The sequence below is a fragment of the Streptomyces humi genome (assembly GCF_001005085.2).
Classification (GTDB): domain Bacteria; phylum Actinomycetota; class Actinomycetes; order Streptomycetales; family Streptomycetaceae; genus Streptomyces; species Streptomyces humi.
In genome coordinates, this window is sequence record NZ_LBMU02000016.1 from 171060 (window position 1) to 188430 (window position 17371).

General features: G+C 71.6%; 16 protein-coding genes. 5 read left to right on the forward strand and 11 right to left on the reverse strand.

Annotated features, from left to right (window positions below; all coding sequences use genetic code 11):
* Window positions 1-64 precede the first annotated feature (64 nt).
* The gene (locus tag AAW13_RS06250; RefSeq protein ID WP_046726713.1) at window positions 65-1180 is read left to right on the forward strand and encodes a TDT family transporter; all 1116 of its coding nucleotides are present in this window, start codon (window positions 65-67) and stop codon (window positions 1178-1180) included.
* 27 nt (window positions 1181-1207) lie between these two features.
* On the opposite strand, the gene AAW13_RS06255 is transcribed toward AAW13_RS06250, so the two are convergent.
* From AAW13_RS06255 to AAW13_RS06265, 3 genes are all read right to left on the reverse strand, one after another.
* A complete protein-coding gene (locus AAW13_RS06255; protein ID WP_046726714.1) occupies window positions 1208-1780 on the reverse strand; it encodes a helix-turn-helix domain-containing protein in 573 nt (190 codons plus the stop codon).
* A gap of 343 nt (window positions 1781-2123) precedes the next feature.
* Window positions 2124-3911 carry an ABC transporter permease/substrate binding protein gene (locus tag AAW13_RS06260; protein WP_046726715.1) on the reverse strand — a complete coding sequence of 596 codons (1788 nt, stop codon included), beginning with the start codon at window positions 3909-3911 and terminating at the stop codon, window positions 2124-2126.
* Window positions 3904-4977: a quaternary amine ABC transporter ATP-binding protein gene (locus AAW13_RS06265; protein WP_046726716.1), complete on the reverse strand. Its 1074-nt coding sequence runs from the start codon at window positions 4975-4977 to the stop codon at window positions 3904-3906. The genes AAW13_RS06260 and AAW13_RS06265 overlap by 8 nt, the downstream gene beginning before the upstream one ends.
* A 210-nt stretch (window positions 4978-5187) precedes the next feature.
* On the opposite strand from AAW13_RS06265, the gene AAW13_RS06270 reads away from it, so the two are divergent.
* Both AAW13_RS06270 and AAW13_RS06275 read left to right on the forward strand, forming a co-directional pair.
* Window positions 5188-6117, forward strand: a complete 930-nt coding sequence (locus AAW13_RS06270) for a 5'-3' exonuclease (protein WP_240528547.1) — start codon at window positions 5188-5190, stop codon at window positions 6115-6117.
* Between the two features lie 126 nt (window positions 6118-6243).
* On the forward strand, window positions 6244-7089 hold the full coding sequence (locus AAW13_RS06275; protein ID WP_046726717.1) for a siderophore-interacting protein: 846 nt from the start codon (window positions 6244-6246) through the stop codon (window positions 7087-7089).
* A gap of 60 nt (window positions 7090-7149) precedes the next feature.
* Here the strand turns inward: AAW13_RS06275 and AAW13_RS06280 are convergent, their stop codons facing one another.
* The 3 genes from AAW13_RS06280 to AAW13_RS06290 all read right to left on the reverse strand — a co-directional run bounded on the left by AAW13_RS06280 (window position 7150) and on the right by AAW13_RS06290 (window position 9748).
* Window positions 7150-7926, reverse strand: coding sequence for an ABC transporter permease (locus tag AAW13_RS06280; protein ID WP_046726718.1), 777 nt, complete (start codon window positions 7924-7926; stop codon window positions 7150-7152).
* On the reverse strand, window positions 7923-8936 hold the full coding sequence (locus AAW13_RS06285; RefSeq protein ID WP_046726719.1) for an ABC transporter ATP-binding protein: 1014 nt from the start codon (window positions 8934-8936) through the stop codon (window positions 7923-7925). Before AAW13_RS06285 ends, AAW13_RS06280 begins: the two co-directional genes overlap by 4 nt.
* 179 nt (window positions 8937-9115) lie before the next feature.
* Window positions 9116-9748: a PadR family transcriptional regulator gene (locus AAW13_RS06290; protein WP_046726720.1), complete on the reverse strand. Its 633-nt coding sequence runs from the start codon at window positions 9746-9748 to the stop codon at window positions 9116-9118.
* A 210-nt stretch (window positions 9749-9958) separates the two neighbouring features.
* On the opposite strand from AAW13_RS06290, the gene AAW13_RS06295 reads away from it, so the two are divergent.
* Together AAW13_RS06295 and AAW13_RS06300 are read left to right on the forward strand one after the other, a co-directional pair.
* A complete protein-coding gene (locus tag AAW13_RS06295; RefSeq protein WP_046726721.1) occupies window positions 9959-11488 on the forward strand; it encodes an amino acid permease in 1530 nt (509 codons plus the stop codon).
* A gap of 105 nt (window positions 11489-11593) precedes the next feature.
* A complete protein-coding gene (locus AAW13_RS06300) occupies window positions 11594-12538 on the forward strand; it encodes a pseudouridine synthase (protein WP_046726722.1) in 945 nt (314 codons plus the stop codon).
* Here the strand turns inward: AAW13_RS06300 and AAW13_RS06305 are convergent.
* Genes AAW13_RS06305 through AAW13_RS06325 form a run of 5 tightly spaced genes read right to left on the reverse strand, consistent with a single transcriptional unit; the run spans window position 12535 to window position 17133 of the window.
* Window positions 12535-14058: a cytochrome P450 gene (locus AAW13_RS06305; RefSeq protein ID WP_046726723.1), complete on the reverse strand. Its 1524-nt coding sequence runs from the start codon at window positions 14056-14058 to the stop codon at window positions 12535-12537. The genes AAW13_RS06300 and AAW13_RS06305 overlap by 4 nt on opposite strands.
* Window positions 14059-14080: 22 nt before the next feature.
* Window positions 14081-14701 carry a GTP-binding protein gene (locus AAW13_RS06310; RefSeq protein ID WP_046726724.1) on the reverse strand — a complete coding sequence of 207 codons (621 nt, stop codon included), beginning with the start codon at window positions 14699-14701 and terminating at the stop codon, window positions 14081-14083.
* On the reverse strand, window positions 14682-15110 hold the full coding sequence (locus AAW13_RS06315; protein ID WP_046726725.1) for a DUF742 domain-containing protein: 429 nt from the start codon (window positions 15108-15110) through the stop codon (window positions 14682-14684). The genes AAW13_RS06310 and AAW13_RS06315 overlap by 20 nt, the downstream gene beginning before the upstream one ends.
* Entirely contained in the window at window positions 15107-15514 is a 408-nt protein-coding gene (locus AAW13_RS06320) for a roadblock/LC7 domain-containing protein (protein WP_046726726.1), read from the reverse strand. The genes AAW13_RS06315 and AAW13_RS06320 overlap by 4 nt, the downstream gene beginning before the upstream one ends.
* Window positions 15511-17133, reverse strand: a complete 1623-nt coding sequence (locus AAW13_RS06325; protein WP_079178720.1) for a sensor histidine kinase — start codon at window positions 17131-17133, stop codon at window positions 15511-15513. The genes AAW13_RS06320 and AAW13_RS06325 overlap by 4 nt, the downstream gene beginning before the upstream one ends.
* Window positions 17134-17371: the final 238 nt, after the last annotated feature.

Genomic DNA, 17371 nt, shown 5'->3' on the forward strand with positions numbered 1-17371 from the left:
AGCTTATGCCCTCATAGAGACAGGCTCCCTGGTTGCCGGCCCGGGGCCGCGGGACCGTGGTCCCATGGTCATCGCAGTCCGTCAACTGGGCCCCCACTGGTACGCATCCGTGATGGGCACCGCCGCCCTCGCCCTCGGCGGCGCCGCGCTCGGCGGCGGCCCGCGCGCGCTCTTCGCCGGCGTCTGGGCGCTGTCCCTGCTCCAGCTCCTGGTGCTGCTGACCGCCCGCGCCCTGCACTGGATCCACCACGCCGACCAGGCCCGCGCCCACCTGCGCGACCCCGCCGTGGCCCCCTTCTACGGCTGCCTGTCCATGGCCCTGCTCGCCGTCGGCGGCGGTGGCCTCACCCTCGGCCGGGACTGGATCGGCGAGCCGGCCGCGGTCGTACTCGACTCCGTGCTGTTCGCCGCCGGTACGGCCGTGGGGCTCGCGGCGGCCGTCGCCGTGCCGTACCTCATGGCCGTACGGCACCGGGTCGAGCCCGGCCAGGCCTCGCCCGTGTGGCTGCTGCCGCTGGTCGCGCCGATGGTGTCGGCGGCGCTCGGCCCGCGGCTGGTGCCGCACCTGCCGCCCGGCCAGCCGCGGGCGACCCTGCTCTACGGCTGCTTCGCCCTCTTCGGGCTGAGCCTGCTGGCCACGCTGCTGATGCTGACGCTCGTCTTCGCCCGGCTGGTCACCGGCGGTCCGCCGCCCGTCGCCCTCACGCCCGCGCTCTTCCTGGTGCTGGGCCCGCTCGGGCAGTCCACGACCGCGGTGGGCGCCTTCGCCGACGTCGCGCCCGGCGCCGTACCGGCCCCCTACGCCGCCGGGTTCGGCCTCCTGGCCGTGCTGTACGGCGTACCGGTGATGGGGTTCGCGGTGCTGTGGCTGGCGCTGGCCGGCGCGCACGCGGTGCGGGCGTGGCGGCAGGGCATGCGGTTCGCCATGACGTGGTGGGCGTTCACCTTCCCGGTGGGCACCTGTGTCACGGGCGCCGCCGCCCTGGGCCGGCACACCGGGCTCGCCGTGTACGACTGGCTGGCGACGGCTCTGTACGGCCTCCTCGTCGCCGGCTGGCTGGCGGCCGCCTCCGGCACGGTGCGCGGGCTGCTCAGCGGCGAGCTGCTCGCCGGCCCCCGACGGGTACCCGTGGCGCCGCCGCCGGTGACGGGCCGTACGACGTCGGGTGCCGTCCGCTGACCCGCACGCGGCTCGGACCCGGGCGGCTCAGCGGGAGCGGTCCTGGACCGCCTCGATGTGTTCCGCCACCGCCACCACGACGACCCTGGTGTCGGGGACCGTGGCGCGCCAGCGGTGCCGGACCCCACCGGTGAGGTACAGGGTGTCGCCGCGACCGAGGCGGTACGCGCGGCCCTCCGCCTCGATCTCCACCGCGCCGTCGGCTACGTACATCAACTCGTCGTTGCGGTGCTGGAATTCGCGGCCCGCGTCGTGGTCGCCGGTGAACTCGGAGGCGTGCAGCTGGTGGTGGCCCCTGACCAGGGACCGGACCCTGGGCGTGAAGTCCGGGTCGACGGCGTCGTCGGCGCGGACGACGTCCACGCTGCACGCCGGGTCGGCCGCGGCGAGGAGTTCTACGGCCGTGGTGCGCAGGGCGTCGGCGACCTTCTCCAGGGAGGCGCGGCTGGGCCGGGCCCTGTCGTTCTCGATCTGGCTCAGGAAGGGCACCGACAGGCCACTGCGCTCGGCCACGACGGCGAGGGTGAGCTCCAGCGCACGGCGGCGCCGCCGGACTGCCGCGCCCACCCGCACGGGCTGCTGGTCCTTGTGGTCGCCCATCGCTCCGGCTCCCTCCTTCGCTCGTCGTCCGCCTTCAGGGTGCCCCGGCCGCGGCCGGGCCCCTCCTGAGGGGTTCTCTGCACCCTACGCATGTTCGGCAAACCGTTTCAGGCGGCCGTCACATCCCTGTCACGCCGAAGCGGTGCGACCCTCACGGTTCACGCCAGTGCGCGGGCTCCCCCGACTCGGCGTGCGCGGACTCCCCCGTCGGGATGAAGACACCGACCGGAGGGCCGGTCAGCCGTTCCGGCCGGTGTCCGCCGAGGCCTGGGGCATACCCTGACGCTATGTGGTTGGCCGGATCCTTCTCGTAGGCGAGGCCGGACGCACGCTCACCACCTGGTCACTTGTGGACCGGCGCCCACTGGTCGACGAGGCCGGGACGCCCCTGGAGCCAGGTTCGCACGGCGTCCTGCTCGCGGCCCTGGCCGGCCTTCTGGATCGCGGCCTCCAGGCCGGTGAGCTGCTTCTCCGTCATGGAGAAGTCCCGGAGCCACTTGCCGACCTGCGGGTTGTCGTCGGCGAACCCCTTGCGGGACAGGGTGTGCACGCCGTCACCACTGCCCCAGGCACCCTCGGGGTCCTTGAGCTTCTTGAGGTCGTAGTCGCTGTAGGCCCAGTGCGGCGACCACAGGGTGACGAGGATCGGCTGCTTCCTCGCGTAGGCCCGCTTGAGCTCGGCGAGCATCGCGGGCGTGGAGCCGTCGACGACCTGGTAGCTGCCGTCCAGGCCGTACTCCTTGAGCACCTTGGACTTGAGCAGGCCCATCATTCCGGCGCTGGGCTCGATGCCGACGATCTTCCCGCCGAACTCCCCGGCGTGGTCCTTCAGGTCCGCCAGCGAGTTCACGTCCTTCACGTACGACGGGACGGTGAGCTCCAGGGAGGTGGGGCCGTACCACTTGCCGAGGTCGTCGAGCTGCTTGCCGTACTTCTTCCAGTACTCGGCGTGGGTGGTGGGCAGCCAGGAGTCGGTCTCGAAGTCGAGCTGTCCGGTGGCGAGTCCGGTGTAGAGGGGGCCGGCCGCGTACTGGGTGGTGGTGACCTTGTAGCCGCGCTCCTCCAGGATCTCCTTCCAGAGGAAGGTGGACGCGATGCCCTCGTCCCAGGGGATGTAGCCGATCTTGATCTCCTTGCCCTTGCCGACGTCCGTGGCGGAGGCCTGGGTGGTGCCGGAGGAGGGGCCGAAGATCCCCGTGCCGCCGGCGACCAGGGCCAGGACCACCACGCCGATGACGGCGACGGCCGGCCGGGGGCGGTAGGTCCAGGGAGTGGGGCGGACCTTGGCGGCGGCCCGGCGGCCGAGCGGCGAGAGCTGGGTGCCGAGGGCGCTGGTCATGCGGTCGAGGTAGATGGCGAGGACCACGATGCCGACGCCCGCCTCGAAGCCGAAGCCGATGTCGAGCTGTCCGATGGCCTCGTTGACCGCGCCGCCGAGGCCGCCGGTGCCGACCATGCCGGCGATGACGACCATCGACAGGCCCAGCATGATGACCTGGTTGACCCCGGCCATGATGGTCGGCAGCGCGAGCGGCAGCTGGACGCGCAGCAGGGTGTCCCGGGGGGTGGTGCCGAACGCCTCTGCGGCCTCGACCAGTTCGGCGTCGACCTGGCGGATGCCCAGCTCGGTCATGCGGACACCGGGAGCGAGCGCGAAGATCAGGGTGGCGATGACACCGGCGGCGGTGCCCAGGCCGAAGAAGAGGATCGCGGGGATCAGCAGGACCATCGAGGGCATGGTCTGGAGCAGGTCCAGGACCGGGCGGACGGCCGCGCTGACGGCCCTGGAACGGGCCGCCCAGACACCCAGCGGCACCGAGACCGCCAGCGCGATCACGGTGGCGACCAGGACCAGCGCCAGGGTGGACATGGCGCGGTCCCACAGGGCGAGGGAGTCGACGAGCGCGAACCCGGCGAACGCGAGGACGCCCGCGCCGACGCCCCGCAGCCACCAGGCCAGGACCGCGAGGATGCCCGCGAGCAGCAGGGGGGCGGGTGCGGTGAGGACGCCGTCGATGGCGTCGTACATGCCCTCGACGACCGCTCGGACCGCGTCGAAGAGCCAGGACATGTGCGCGACGAGCCAGTCGACGCCGGAGTCGACCCAGTCGCCGAGGTGCAGCCTAGGCACGGGCGGTCACCTTCCTTCCGCCGTCGCACTCAAGGGGTTCGCCCGCTTCCTCCGCGAGGAAGCCGACCAGCCGCTGTCGCGGTACGACCCCCACGACGCCGTCGTTCGCGTCGAGCACGGCGACCGGGTGCGGCAACCGGGCGCTGAGCGCGCACAGTTCGGTGAACGGCGTGCCGGGGGCCGCGGTCGCGCAGCCGCAGTCCGCCTCGTCGCCCTGCACGTCGGTGTCCATGACGGCGGCGGCGGTCAGCACCCGGGAGCGGTCGACGTCCTGGGTGAAGGAGGCCACGTAGTCGTCGGCGGGACGCAGCAGGATGTCCTCGGCGGTGCCGGTCTGCACGATCCGGCCGTCGCGCATCACGGCGATGCGGTCGCCCAGGCGCATCGCCTCGTTGAGGTCGTGGGTGATGAAGACGATGGTCTTCTTCAGGGTCTTCTGGAGTTCCAGCAGCTGGTCCTGCATGTCGCGGCGGATCAGCGGGTCCAGGGCGCTGAACGACTCGTCCATGAGGAGCAGGTCGGCGTCGGTGGCCAGGGCGCGGGCGAGGCCGACGCGCTGCTGCATGCCGCCGGACAGCTCGTCGGGCCAGGAGTCCTCCCAGCCGGCCAGACCGCACAGGGCGAGCGCCTCGCCGGCGCGGCGGTCGCGCTCGGCGCGGGGCACGCCCTGCACGGCGAGGCCGTAGGCGGCGTTGTCACGGACGCTGCGGTGCGGGAAGAGCGCGAAGTGCTGGAAGACCATGCTGATCTTCTTCGAGCGCAGCTCGCGCAGTTCGCGGTCGGTGAGCTCGCCCAGGTCCTGGCCGTCGAACCGGACCCGGCCCGCGGTCGGCTCCAGCAGGCCGTTGAGGGTGCGCAGCAGGGTGGACTTGCCGGAGCCGGACAGGCCCATCACGACGAATATCTCGCCGGCCTCGACCCGGACGGACGCGTCGATGACGGCGGCGGTGGTGCCGTCCGCGCGCAGTTCCTCCCGGTCGGCGCCCTGCCGGAGCCGTTCCACCGAGTCGTCGGTTCGTCTGCCGAAGACCTTGTACAGGTGCTCGGTCTCAAGCCTGGGTGACACGCGGACCTCTCTCTCGGGCCCCCGAACCTCGAAGGCGCGGTGCCTCCGGCCATGGGGCAGGAGCCGCCCCTGCCCGGATCGGCGCAGGTCAAACGCGCACGTGGGCCAGGTCACGGGTTCACGGGTTCACGGGTTCACGGGTTCACGGGTTCTCCACGAGCGGGCGGCCCGCGGCGCACCGCTCGGGCGCTGTCAGCGGTGTACGGCATGATGCGTGGCGTGACCGCGCGACTGATGCTTCTCGACACCGCCTCGCTGTACTTCCGCGCCTACTTCGGCGTCCCGGACTCCGTGAAGGCCCCGGACGGCACTCCGGTGAACGCCGTGCGCGGGCTGCTGGACTTCATCGACCGGCTGGTGAAGGACCACCGGCCGGACCTGCTGGTGGCCTGCATGGACGCCGACTGGCGGCCGCGGTGGCGGGTGGACCTGATCCCCTCCTACAAGGCGCACCGGGTGGCCGAGGAGCGGGCGGCGGGACCGGACCAGGAGGAGGTGCCGGACACCCTCTCCCCGCAGGTGCCGGTCATCGAGGAGGTGCTGGACGCGCTCGGCATCGCCCGGGTCGGCGTCGCCGGGTACGAGGCGGACGACGTGATCGGCACCTTCACCGCGCGCGCCGGCGGCCCGGTCGACATCGTCACCGGCGACCGCGACCTGTACCAGCTGGTGGACGACGCGCGCGGGGTCCGGGTGCTGTACCCGCTGAAGGGTGTCGGCACCCTTCAGACCACCGACGAGACGTGGCTGCGTGAGAAGTATGGGGTGGACGGACCGGGGTACGCGGACCTGGCACTGCTGCGCGGCGACCCGAGCGACGGCCTGCCGGGTGTGCCGGGCATCGGCGAGAAGACGGCCGCGAAGCTGCTCGCCGAGTTCGGCGACCTGGCGGGGATCATGGCCGCGGTCGACGACCCGAAGGCGAAGCTCACGCCGTCGCAGCGCAAGCGGCTGGACGAGGCCCGGCCGTATGTCGCGGTGGCGCCGAAGGTGGTGAGGGTCGCGGGTGACGTCCCGCTGCCGGAGGTCGACACCGCACTGCCGAAGGCGCCGCGCGACCCGGAGCAGTTGAACAGGCTGGCGGCCCGCTGGGGCCTGGGCGGATCCCTGAACCGCCTGCTGGCGACGCTGGACGCCTGATCCAGGGGAGCCCCGCTCCGGCAAAACACCGGCAAAACACCGTCGGCGAGTGTTCATGGAAGAGGTGTCCACCCGGAAAGAGGTGCTAACTTAGGTAAACCTAACCAATGGAGCAGGAGGCCGGTCATGGCAGAGCGCCCGGGACGTAAGCCGCGCAAGCCCCATTCCGCCCAGGTCGTGCGCACCGAGCGGTTGACCCCGCACATGCAGCGTGTGGTTCTCGGTGGCGACGGGCTGGCCGACTTCGCCGCGGACACCTGCACCGACGACTACGTGAAACTCCTCTTCGGACCGGAGGGCGTCAGCTACCCGGCCCCCTTCGACCTGGAGCGGATCCGCGCCGAGTTCCCGCGCGAGCAGTGGCCGGTGACCCGTACCTACACCGTGCGGTCCTGGAACCCCGAGCTGCGGGAACTGGCCCTGGACTTCGTGGTGCACGGCGACGAGGGCCTGGCCGGACCGTGGGCCTGCCGCGTCCAGCCCGGTGAGACGGTGCACTTCATGGGTCCCGGCGGCGCCTACTCCCCCGCTGCGGACGCCGACTGGCACCTGCTGGCCGGCGACGAGAGCGCGCTGCCCGCGATCGCCCGCTCCCTGGAGTCGCTGCCCGCCGGCGCGACGGCCTTCGCCTTCATCGAGGTGTCCGGCCCCGAGGAGGAGCAGAAGATCGACTCCGATGTGGAGGTCGTCTGGCTGCACCGGGGCGACCGGCCGGTCGGCGAGGCCCTGGTCGCCGCCGTACGGGCGCTGGAGTTCCCGGCGGGCCGGGTGCACGCCTTCGTCCACGGCGAGGCGAGCTTCGTGAAGGAACTGCGGGCCCTGCTGCGGGTCGAGCGCCAGATCCCGCGCGACGACCTGTCGATCTCCGGCTACTGGCGCCTGGGCCACAACGAGGACGGCTGGCAGGCCTCCAAGCGTGACTGGAACGCCCGTATCGAGGCGGAGCAGGAGGGCGGCGCGGCCGCGGCCTGAGGCGGCCGGCGGCACCCCGCCGCGAGCGGGTGCCGCCGCCACGCGGGCGACCCGGTCGGATCACACCGACCGCTGGTACGACCTGAAGGTCCTGATCGACAGCCACACCGCCACGACCGCGAGGGCCAGCAGCGCCCCGCCCCGGCCGAGCACCACAGCCCGGTCCGGGTCCGCCGACATCGCCGAACGGCCCGCCACCATCGCCCAGTTGAGCGGGTTGAAGTCGGCGATGTGCCGCATCCAGCCGGGCATCTGGGACGGCGCCATGAAGGCGCTGGACAGGAACGTCAGCGGCAGCAGCAGGAAGGTGTTGATCCCGATGATCGACTCCCGTTCCCGCACCAGCATGCCAAGCGCGTTGGACAGCGCCCCGAAGACCGTGCCGAGCAGTACGGCGGCGACCACCAGGACCGCGACACCCGCGACCCCGCCCGGGTAGTCGGCGCCGCCCAGCAGCCCGAGCAGCACGATGATCAGGGACTGGCCGGCGGTGACCAGCCCGTTGTTCACCACGTTGCCGTTCATCAGCGCGGCCCGGCTGACCGGGGTGGTCAGGAAGCGGTTCAGGGTGCCGCGCTGGATCTCCTCCAGCGTCCCCATCCCGGCCCACATGTTGGAGCTGAGGGCGCTCATCACCACCACCCCCGGCACCAGGTAGTCCAGGTAGGACGTGGTGCCGAAGCCGCCCAGCTCGACGACCTTCCTGAAGAGGTTGCCGAACAGGAACAGCCAGATCACCGGCTGGATCAGAGTGATGACCGCGTAGGCGGGCTGACGTGCGAACACCAGCAGCTGGCGCTGGGTCATGTACCAGGTCTGGGACACGGCGTGGCTCATCGGGCACCTCCGGCCAGGGCGAGCGACGACTCGGCGGCGCCCTCGGCCTCCGCGTACCGGCGGCCCGCGTAGCGCAGATAGACGTCGTCGAGGGAGGGGCGGGCGACGGTCGCGGCCACCACGGTCACCCCGGACCGCTCCAGGGCGGCGAGCAGCGCGGGCATGGCCGCGGCCCCGTCGTCGGCGCGGGCGCTGATCCGGCGGCCGTCGAACAACGCCTCGTGCACACCCGGCAGCCCGGTCAGGGCGCCCGCGAGCAGGGTGCGGCCGGCCTCCCCGGGCGCCTCGCGCAGCTCCACGTGCACCGCGTCGCCGCGCAGTTCGCCCTTGAGGGAGTCGGGGGTGCCCTCGACCACGACCCGGCCGCGGTCGATGATCGCGATCCGCTCGGCGAGCCGGTCGGCCTCCTCCAGATAGTGCGTGGTGAGCAGGATCGTCAGCCCCTCCTCGCCGGCCAGCCGGCCGATCTCCTCCCACATCGCGGTGCGGGCCTCCGGGTCGAGACCGGTGGTGGGCTCGTCGAGGAAGAGCACCTCGGGGCGGTGGACCAGGCCGAGGGCCACGTCGAGGCGGCGCCGCATGCCTCCGGAGTAGCCCTTGACCGGGCGGTCGGCGGCCTCGGTAAGACCGAAGCGGGCCAGCAGTTCGTCGACCCGGCGGCCGAGGGCGGCGCCGCGCAGGCCGTAGAGCCTGCCCTGGAGCCGGAGGTTCTCCCGGCCGGTGGCGACCGGGTCGGCGCCGGAGTTCTGGGCGACCACCCCGATCGCGCGGCGCACCCGGTCGGGGTGGCGCAGCACGTCGTGACCGGCCACGGCGGCGGATCCCGAGTCGGGGCGGGCCAGGGTGGTGAGGATCTTGACGGTGGTGGACTTGCCGGCTCCGTTGGGCCCGAGGAGCCCGAAGACGGTGCCCGGCTCGACGGTGACGTCCATGCCGTTCAGCGCGGTGACGTCACCGGGGTAGGTCTTGATCAGTTGGCGCGCCTGCACTGCGGGCGCACGGGTGTTCATGACAGGGCTCTCCTGAATGAGCGGATGACAGCGAATGACAGCTGATCCGCATGAGGAGCGCCGGGCTATCCTGGGTGTGCCGCACCTCGATCGCCCGGATCTGCCTCACGGCGGGTTCAGCTCGGGGTTCGAAGACCCTGGCGGGGCTGCTGCAACAGCTCTGCCGGGGTCTGTTTCCGTTACCGGTCCGCCTCCGTGAACTCCGGCGGCAACTCACCGGTCTCATGGAACCGGCGCCAGCCCTCGACGCCCGGCAGCGAACCGTCCTGTATCTCCCGCACGAGACCGCGGACCCACTCGGTCTGCGCCTCCAGCATGTGCAGGTGGTACTCCACCTCGACGACGAACAGCCGGGGCAGCGTCTCGTGCAGCTTCTCCAGCACCGCCCGGCCGCCGGCGACCTCCACCTCCAGGGAGCTCAGCCGGTCCGCCAGCAGGCGCTCGACCTCGTCCGGCGGCAGGGCCCCCATCAGCGAGAGCGCCGTCTCGAAGATCGGGTACTCCTTGGCCGGGACGGCCATCAGGTCGGACAGCCAGTGGACCATCTCCTCGCGCCCGGCGTCCGTGATGCCGTAGACCGTGCGCTCCGGGCGGTTACCCTGCCGCTCCACGTCGGCCACCTCGACGAAGCCGTGCTTCTCCAGGTTCCGCATGACCGTGTAGAGCGAGCCGTAGTTGATCCGGGTGCTGGTGTCCTTGCCCTGACGGCGCATGGTCTGGGCGATCTCGTACGGATGCATCGGCTTCTGCCACAGGGTCGACAGCACGACGAGCGCCAGGGGATTGCCGAGCTTGCGCCGCTGCGCAGCCATACCGACCCCCTCGCCTCCGAATATCCGTGACAGAACATATCGCGAGTTCGCGGAGGCGTCAATACACACGATGTATCGCGTTGCGGCGGCCCGCGCAAGGGCGTGAGGACTTGGGCCCGCTCCGGACATGCCGGTGTGACGCGGCCGAAACAGCGCTTCCCTAATTTCTGTCGCCCGACAGGAAATCCGCCCTGACAGGCAGGTAGCGCCGTGACGACCACCGACGACCGCTCGCTGAAGGAGACCGCCGACCACTCCCTGGAGGAGTTCGGCTACCGCCAGGAGCTGCATCGCAGCCTCGGCCGGTACGCCTCGTTCGCCGCCGGGTTCTCCTTCATCTCCGTACTGACCACCGTCTTCCAGTTCTTCGCCTTCGGGTACGCGTTCGGCGGCCCGGTCTTCTTCTGGGCCTGGCCGGCCGTGCTGGCCGGCCAGTTGCTGGTCGCCGCCTGCTTCGCCGAACTGGCCGGGCGCTACCCGATCTCGGGCGCGATCTACCAGTGGTCCTCACGCCTCTCCAACCCGTCCTTCGGCTGGTTCGCGGGCTGGATCATGGTGATCGGGCAGATCGTGGTGGTCGCGGCGGCCGCGCTCGCCCTGCAAATGGTGCTGCCGGCGCTCTGGTCCGGCTTCCAGCTGATCGGCACCGACCCCACGCCGACCTCGGCCGACGGCGCGGCCAACGCGGCGGTCCTCGGGGTGGTCCTGCTGGTGCTCACCACCCTCGTGAACATCGTGGACAACCGGGTGATGTCCGTGATCAACCGGGTCGGGGTGACCGCCGAGATCATCGGCGCGGTGCTGATCGTCGTGCTGCTGCTCACCCACTCCAAGCGCTCCCCCGGCATCACGTTCCACACCGGGACGGCCGCCGAGGGAGGCCTGCTGGGCGCGCTGCTGGTCGGCTCGTTCACGGCCGCGTACGTGATGATCGGCTTCGACAGCGCGGGCGAGATGAGCGAGGAGACGCACCAGCCACGCCGGACGGCGCCCCGCACCATCCTCACCGCGCTGACCGCCGCGGGCCTGCTCGGCGGGCTGGTCATCCTCGGCGGCCTGCTGGCCGCGCCCAGCCTCACCGACGGGCACCTGGGGGTGGACGGGCTGAGCTACGTGCTGACCAGCAGCCTCGGGGACGGGGTCGGGCGGGTGCTGCTGGCCGACGTGGTGGTGGCGATCGCGGTGGCGACGCTCGCCATCCAGACCGCGGCCTCCCGGATGCTGTTCTCCATGGCGCGGGACGGGCAGCTGCCGTTCGCCGAGCGGCTGGCGCGGGTGAACCCCCGCACCGGGATGCCGGGCGCGCCGGCCGTCGTGGTGGGGGTGCTCGCCGCCGTGCTCCTGCTGCTGAACTTCGTCTCACCCGACGCCTTCCTGGCGATCGGGACGACGTGCATCGTGATGCTGTATCTCGCGTACGCCATGGTCACCGGGCCACTGCTGGTGCGGCGGCTGCGTGGGGAGTTCCGCGCCGAGGGGGCGGACGAGACCGGGGCGCCGCTGTTCTCGCTGGGGCGGTGGGGGGTACCGGTGAACGTGGTCGCGCTGCTCTACGGACTGGTGATGACCGTGAACCTGGCGTGGCCCCGCGGAGCGGTGTACGACCCGGCGGGGGGTCACTGGTACTTCCGGTGGTTCACGGTGCTGTTCTTGACGGTGACCGTGGGGCTGGGCGCGGTGTGGCGGCTCACCCGGTCGGAAGCGCGAGCGGCCGTCCCCGTGCCGGAACCTGTGGCGTAGTCGGTCGGGTGCGGGTGCGCGGGAGACGGTCGCGCCCACGCGGCGGGGCCGTGTCGACACGGCCCCGCGCCCCTGACGGGACGCTCCCCTTACCCTTGGCTGCACATGAGACGTAAGACCCCTGCCCCGGCCTCTCCCCTCCCTCAGCGACACGGGGTGGACGCCGTTCGGGTGCGGTTGCCGTTCTCCGGGGAGTGGGCCACCGTCGGGGAGTACCTGGTGGCCCGGCTCTCCGGGGCCGCCCCCGGTGTCGTCGCGGAGATGCTGGACTCGGGGCTCGTCGTCGGTGCCGACGGGCAACCGGTCGCCGCCGACGCCCCGTACACCCCCGGTCTCCACCTCTGGTTCCACCGCGACCTGCCCGCCGAGGTTCCGGTCCCCTTCCCGCTCGAAGTCGTCCACCGGGACGACCATGTCGTCGTCGCCGACAAACCGCACTTCCTCGCCACCACCCCGCGTGGCAGTCATGTCACCGAGACCGCTCTGGCGCGGCTGCGGCGGGAACTCGGCATCCCCGAGCTGGGGGCGGCGCACCGGCTGGACCGGCTCACCGCCGGGCTGGTGCTGTTCGTCGTACGGCCCGAGGAGCGTGGCGCCTACCAGACCCTGTTCGGCGAGCGCCGGGTGCGCAAGGAGTACGAGGCGATCGCGCCGTACGATGCCTCGCTCGCGCTTCCCCGGACCGTGCGGAGCCGGATCCTCAAGGAGCGCGGGGTGCCCGCGGCGCGCGAGGTCGAGGGGGATGTCAATGCCGAGACCCTGGTCGAACTGGTCGGGCACGAGGACGGGCTGGGGCGGTACCGGCTCACCCCGCGCACCGGACAGACCCACCAGCTGCGCGTCCACATGAGCGCGTTGGGCGTGCCCATCCTCGGAGATCCGCTGTATCCGGTCGTGACCGGCCCCGTGCCGGCCGGCGACTTCCGGCGCCCGCTGCAACTGCTGGCGCGACGGCTGGAGTTCACCGATCCGGTCACGGGGGTGGAGCATCGGCTGCGCAGCGGGCGGACGCTGCGCGCCTGGGAGTCGTACCAGGACTGGGCCGGCTAGCGCCCCAGCCACCAGCGGCGCAGCCGCGGCCAGATGCCGCGTGGGGCGGTCCCGGGTTCCGGCACGGGCGGCGCGACGGGTGCCGGGTGAGCCGACGGCTCCGGCGCGGGCGGGACGGGCGGTACGGGCGCCGGCCGGGTGGGAGCGGCCTGCCAGTCGGTGCGCTGCGGCGGGACCAGGGCGGGGCTCGGCATCAGGGTGACGTCCTGCTTGGGCTTCGGGTCGAAGCGCACCGGCAGTTCCACCAGGTGGCGGGAGGCGATCGAGGCGCGCCAGCGCAGTTCCTCCTCCTCGCAGTCGAGCTGGATGTCGGAGAGGCGGGTCAGCAGCTGGTCGACCCCGACGTCGGCGATGGCACGGCCGATGTCCTGGCCGGGGCATTCGTGCGGGCCGCCGCCGAAGGCCAGATGGGAGCGGTTGCCCTGCATGTTGGCGTTGAGGTCGGGGCGGACCCGCGGGTCGACGTTGCCGGGCGCGGGTGCGTAGAGCAGGCCGTCGCCCTTGCGGATGCGCTGGCCGCCGAGTTCCGTGTCCTGTTTGGCGAAGTAGGCGAAGACCGTGCTGAACGGGGGTTCGTCCCACAGGGACTGCTCGATCGCCTCCGGCACCGTCATCTGGCCGCCGTTGAGCTGGGCGCGGAAGCCGGGCTCGGTGAGGACCATCCGCAGCGCGTTGGCGAGGAGGTTGGCGGTGGTCTCGTAGGCGGCGTAGAGGACGACCCGCAGGTGCTGGGCGACCTCGTCGTCGTTGAGCCGGGCGGGGTGGTTGACGAGGTGACTGGTGAAGTCGTCCTCGGCACGGGCCCGGCGGCGCGCGGTGAGCCGGGTCAGGCAGCTCATGACGTACTCGTTGCTGGCGATCGCGGTCGCGGTGCCCTTGAGCGCGTCCCGGGTGGCCTCCACGATCCGGTCGTTGTACTCCTCGGGCATGCCGAGCAGTTCGCACATGACCGCCATCGGCAGGTGCTCGGAGTACTGCGAGACCAGTTCGGCGTGGCCCTTCTCGCAGAACTCGTTGACGAGCAGCTGGGTGTAGCGGCCGATGAGGCGGCGGATGCTGCGGTGGTCGATGGTGGTCATGGCGCCCTGGACCGCCGCACGCAGGCGCAGGTGTTCGTCGCCCTCGGCGTGCGAGCAGATGGGCTGCCAGGCGATGTGCGGCATCAGGGGGTGGTCGGGCTTGACCATCCCTTCGCGCAGCGGGGTCCAGATGCGGCTGTCCCGGGTGAAGACGGCCGGGGTGCGGACCATCTGGAGGTTCTCGGTGAGTCCGAGGACCACCCAGACCGGTACGTCGTCGTGGAGCAGCACGGGCGCCACGGCGCCGTGTTCCTCGCGCAGCTGCTCGTAGAGCTCACCCAGGTGGTCCGCGTCGGCGCCGAAGAGCCGGTGCAGTCCGCCGGGGCCGCGGTCGGCGGCGGGGGCGCCGCCGTGGGCGGAGCCGCGGTCGTGGGCCGGGCAGCCGGGCGGTGGGGCCGGCTCGGTGCTGGGACCGGCGGGTCGGGGGGATTCTGGCGTCACAGTGATCGCTCCGGGAGAGGTGTCAGGTGAGCGCGCCGGACATGGCGAGCGAGTGCAGGAAGCGCATCAGCGTCATCAGGACGTCCCGGCTGGAGGCGCGGCGGCGGGCGTCGCACTCGATGATGGGGATCTCGGGCGACAGGTCCAGGGCGGTGCGCAGTTCGTCGATGGGGTAACGGGGCGCGTCCGGGAAGGAGTTGACGGCGACGACGAACGGCACACCGCGCTCCTCCAGGCGACCCATGACGTCGAAGCTGACCTCCAGGCGCCGGGTGTCGATGAGGACGACCGCGCCGAGGGCTCCTTCGAACAGGCCGTTCCACAGGAACCAGAAGCGTTCCTGGCCGGGGGTGCCGAAGAGGTAGAGCACCAGTTGGTCGGTGATGCTGATCCGGCCGAAGTCCATGGCCACGGTGGTGGCGGTCTTGGAGTCGGAGCCGTAGTTGTCGTCGACCCCGATGCCGGCCTGGGTCATGGTCTCCTCGGTGGTCAGCGGTCTGATCTCGCTGACGGAACCGACCATGGTGGTCTTGCCGACTCCGAAGCCGCCCACGATCACGATCTTCACCGCGGCCAGTGCGGTGTGCGGGAGGTGGTCCTCGGTGCGGGGGCCGGGGATCATCTCAGAGCCTTTGAAGTCCATGCATCACCGCTTCGAGAAGGGAACGGTCGGGGAGCGCCTGGCGGACGATCGGGGCGCGCGCCTGCACCAGTTCGGCCGTGATCAACTCGGTGATCAGTGCCGTCATCGCGCTGAACGGCAGGTTGAGGTAGGCCGAGAGCTCGGCCACGGACAGGGGCGCGAGACAGAGCCTGAGCAGCACCGCCTGCTCCGGCGTGACGGAGGGCGGGGGGTCGGCACGCGCCACGATTAAGGTGACCAGGTCGAGTTCGGCCCGGGCGCCGTCGGCGCCGCTGATGACGTAGAGCCGCTCGGGGTTCTTGTTGTCGCCGTCCTCTCCGCCGTTCTCGGGGGCCGGCGGCACGGACGGGAGCGGCGGCTGGACGAGTTCCGGCCTGGGCAGGCGCCGTTTGCGTTGCGGAGGAGTCATACGGTCTGCCCGTTGCGCCGTGGCGGGCTGGTCAGGTGGGCGCCGATGCGCACGACGAGGTCGCGCATCATCTCGCTCATCCGGCCGGGTTCACAGGTCACGTCGGCGAGCACCGCGAGGTAGGCGTTGGCGCCGGCGGACATCAGGTAGAAGTAGCCTCGGTCGATCTCGATGAGGACGAGGTTCATGTCCCCGTTGCTGATCGGGAGTTCCTGGGCGACGGCGCCGGCCAGGCTCTGTACGCCCGCGCAGGCCGCGGCCAGCCGGTCGGCGGCGTCGGGGTCACCGCCGTGCCGGGCGATGCGCAGTCCGTCGGCGGAGAGCACGACGATCATCTCGACGCCCGGTACTCCGTCGGCGAGCTGCTTGAGCATCCAGTCGAAGTTGCCTCGCTGCTGGATCACTTGAGGTCCCCCTCGTCGTCGGCCTCGGGGCCGGCCGGGTCGTTGATCAGGTGCAGGTACTTGGTGGGGTTCCGGGTGAAGTCGGTGGGGTGGACACCCGGGTTGTTCTTCTTGAGCCCCTCCCAGAAGGCCTCGACCCACAGTCCGGGTTCGCGGCGTTCCGGCTCCGGCTGCTCGGGCTCGGGCTCCTTGTGCTGCGACCAGACGGTCGGGTTGCCCTCACGTTCGGCGCGCTCGATGGCGGCCTGTTCGGCGAGCCGCCGGCTGAGCGGCGTCTTCATCCGGCTGCGCCGCTGCGGCAGTCCGCCCGCGGTCCACTCGGTGACCTCGGGGACGTCGTCCTCCATGGAGATCCCGGCGGGGATGCGGGGGCTGGTGGGGCGCCGCTTCTTGGGCGGCCGCTTGGGGCCCTCGAGAGCGCCGAGTTCGGGCTTCGGGATGCCGGTGGCGCCGATGCCGTGGGCGATGCCGGGCGCCGGGTCGGTGGTCATCATGTCGCTGGGGACGATGAGGACGGCCCGCACCCCGCCGTACGCCGAGGCGCGCAGCGAGACGTCCATGTTGTACGTGGTGCAGAGCCGGCCGACGACGGACAGGCCCAGACGCGGGTTCTCGCCGAGCACCTGGATGTCCTTGCCCTGCTTGGCCTTCTCCAGCAGACCCTCGAGACGACCACGGGCCTCCTCGTTGAGTACGACACCGGCGTCCTCGATCTCGATGCACACGCCGGACTGCACCTCGACGGCGGTGACGTGCACCTTGGTGGAGGGCGGCGAGTAGCGGGTGGCGTTGTCGAGGAGTTCGGCGGCCGCGTGGATGATCGGCTCGACCGAGGTGCCCTTGATGTTGACCTGGCAGATGGAGTGCAGCTCGATGCGCCGGTACTCCAGGATCCGGGACATGGCGCCGCGGAGCACGCTGTAGAGGGCGACGGGGTTGGGCCACTGGCGGCCCGGCCGGCCGCCGCCGAGGACGGAGACCGAGTCGGCGAGGCGTCCGATCAGCGCGGTGCCGTGGTCGATGCGCAGCAGGTCGTCGAAGACCTCGGGGTTGCGGCCGTGGTCCTCCTCCATCTCCCGGAGTTCGTGGGCCTGCTGGTGGACGATGGCCTGGACGCGCCGGGCGACGCTGACGAACGAGCGCTCCAGGGAGTCCCGCTGGAGGTCCTCCTCGTCGACGATGTCGAGCATGCTGCGGATCAGCCGGCGCTGCGACTCGGGGGCGGCGCGCAGATGGGGGTCGCGGTCGAAGACCTGGCGGATCACCTCTTTGGGCGACTCGCCCGCCTTCAGCCGGTAGAGCGCGGTCGGGAACACCTCGTTGCCGAGGCGTTCGATCTCCTCCTGACCGGCGGCGAGCCGCCGCTCCAGATACGCGCTGTGACGGTGGTGCTCGGCCCGGGCGTCCCGGAGCCTGCGGCCGCGCCGTACCGCTTCCGCCGCCGTCGCGAGCACCAGCAGCGTGCCGACGGCACCGCACACGCCGACGGCGGTCCGGGCGGATGCCGCCACCACGACGACGGCGGCGGCGGTCGCCGCGGCCATCAGTATGGCGGGCAGCAACAGCACGCGCGCCAGGGAAAGTTCTCGGCCCTCGGGAGGCGATTGCACACTCACCATGTATGCCTTCTGAGACGAATCGGCTGGGTGTCGGGGGACTTCGTGGGGGGAAGGTTCATGGAGCAGTCGGATCTTCCGTATGTTTGGGAACAGGCGCACGAATTCACCTCAACTCGGTGCGCCGCGGGCGAGCTTAGTCCGACCGGATCAACGCCGTGTCATATTCGGCAAGCACCTGAAAACGCCGGAACCACTGGAGTACCCTCGGTCAATTTGCACACAGGGCATTCATTCGAAC

Coding starts and splice junctions, on each gene's coding strand:
- AAW13_RS06315 (WP_046726725.1), bottom strand. CDS start 15,110: ATGACTCCTCCGCAACGCAAACGGCGCCTGCCCAGGCCGGAACTCGTC.
- AAW13_RS06280 (WP_046726718.1), bottom strand. CDS start 7,926: ATGAGCCACGCCGTGTCCCAGACCTGGTACATGACCCAGCGCCAGCTG.
- AAW13_RS06255 (WP_046726714.1), bottom strand. CDS start 1,780: ATGGGCGACCACAAGGACCAGCAGCCCGTGCGGGTGGGCGCGGCAGTC.
- AAW13_RS06275 (WP_046726717.1), top strand. CDS start 6,244: ATGGCAGAGCGCCCGGGACGTAAGCCGCGCAAGCCCCATTCCGCCCAG.
- AAW13_RS06250 (WP_046726713.1), top strand. CDS start 65: ATGGTCATCGCAGTCCGTCAACTGGGCCCCCACTGGTACGCATCCGTG.
- AAW13_RS06310 (WP_046726724.1), bottom strand. CDS start 14,701: ATGGACTTCAAAGGCTCTGAGATGATCCCCGGCCCCCGCACCGAGGAC.
- AAW13_RS06300 (WP_046726722.1), top strand. CDS start 11,594: ATGAGACGTAAGACCCCTGCCCCGGCCTCTCCCCTCCCTCAGCGACAC.
- AAW13_RS06270 (WP_240528547.1), top strand. CDS start 5,188: ATGCGTGGCGTGACCGCGCGACTGATGCTTCTCGACACCGCCTCGCTG.
- AAW13_RS06290 (WP_046726720.1), bottom strand. CDS start 9,748: ATGGCTGCGCAGCGGCGCAAGCTCGGCAATCCCCTGGCGCTCGTCGTG.
- AAW13_RS06325 (WP_079178720.1), bottom strand. CDS start 17,133: ATGGTGAGTGTGCAATCGCCTCCCGAGGGCCGAGAACTTTCCCTGGCG.
- AAW13_RS06285 (WP_046726719.1), bottom strand. CDS start 8,936: ATGAACACCCGTGCGCCCGCAGTGCAGGCGCGCCAACTGATCAAGACC.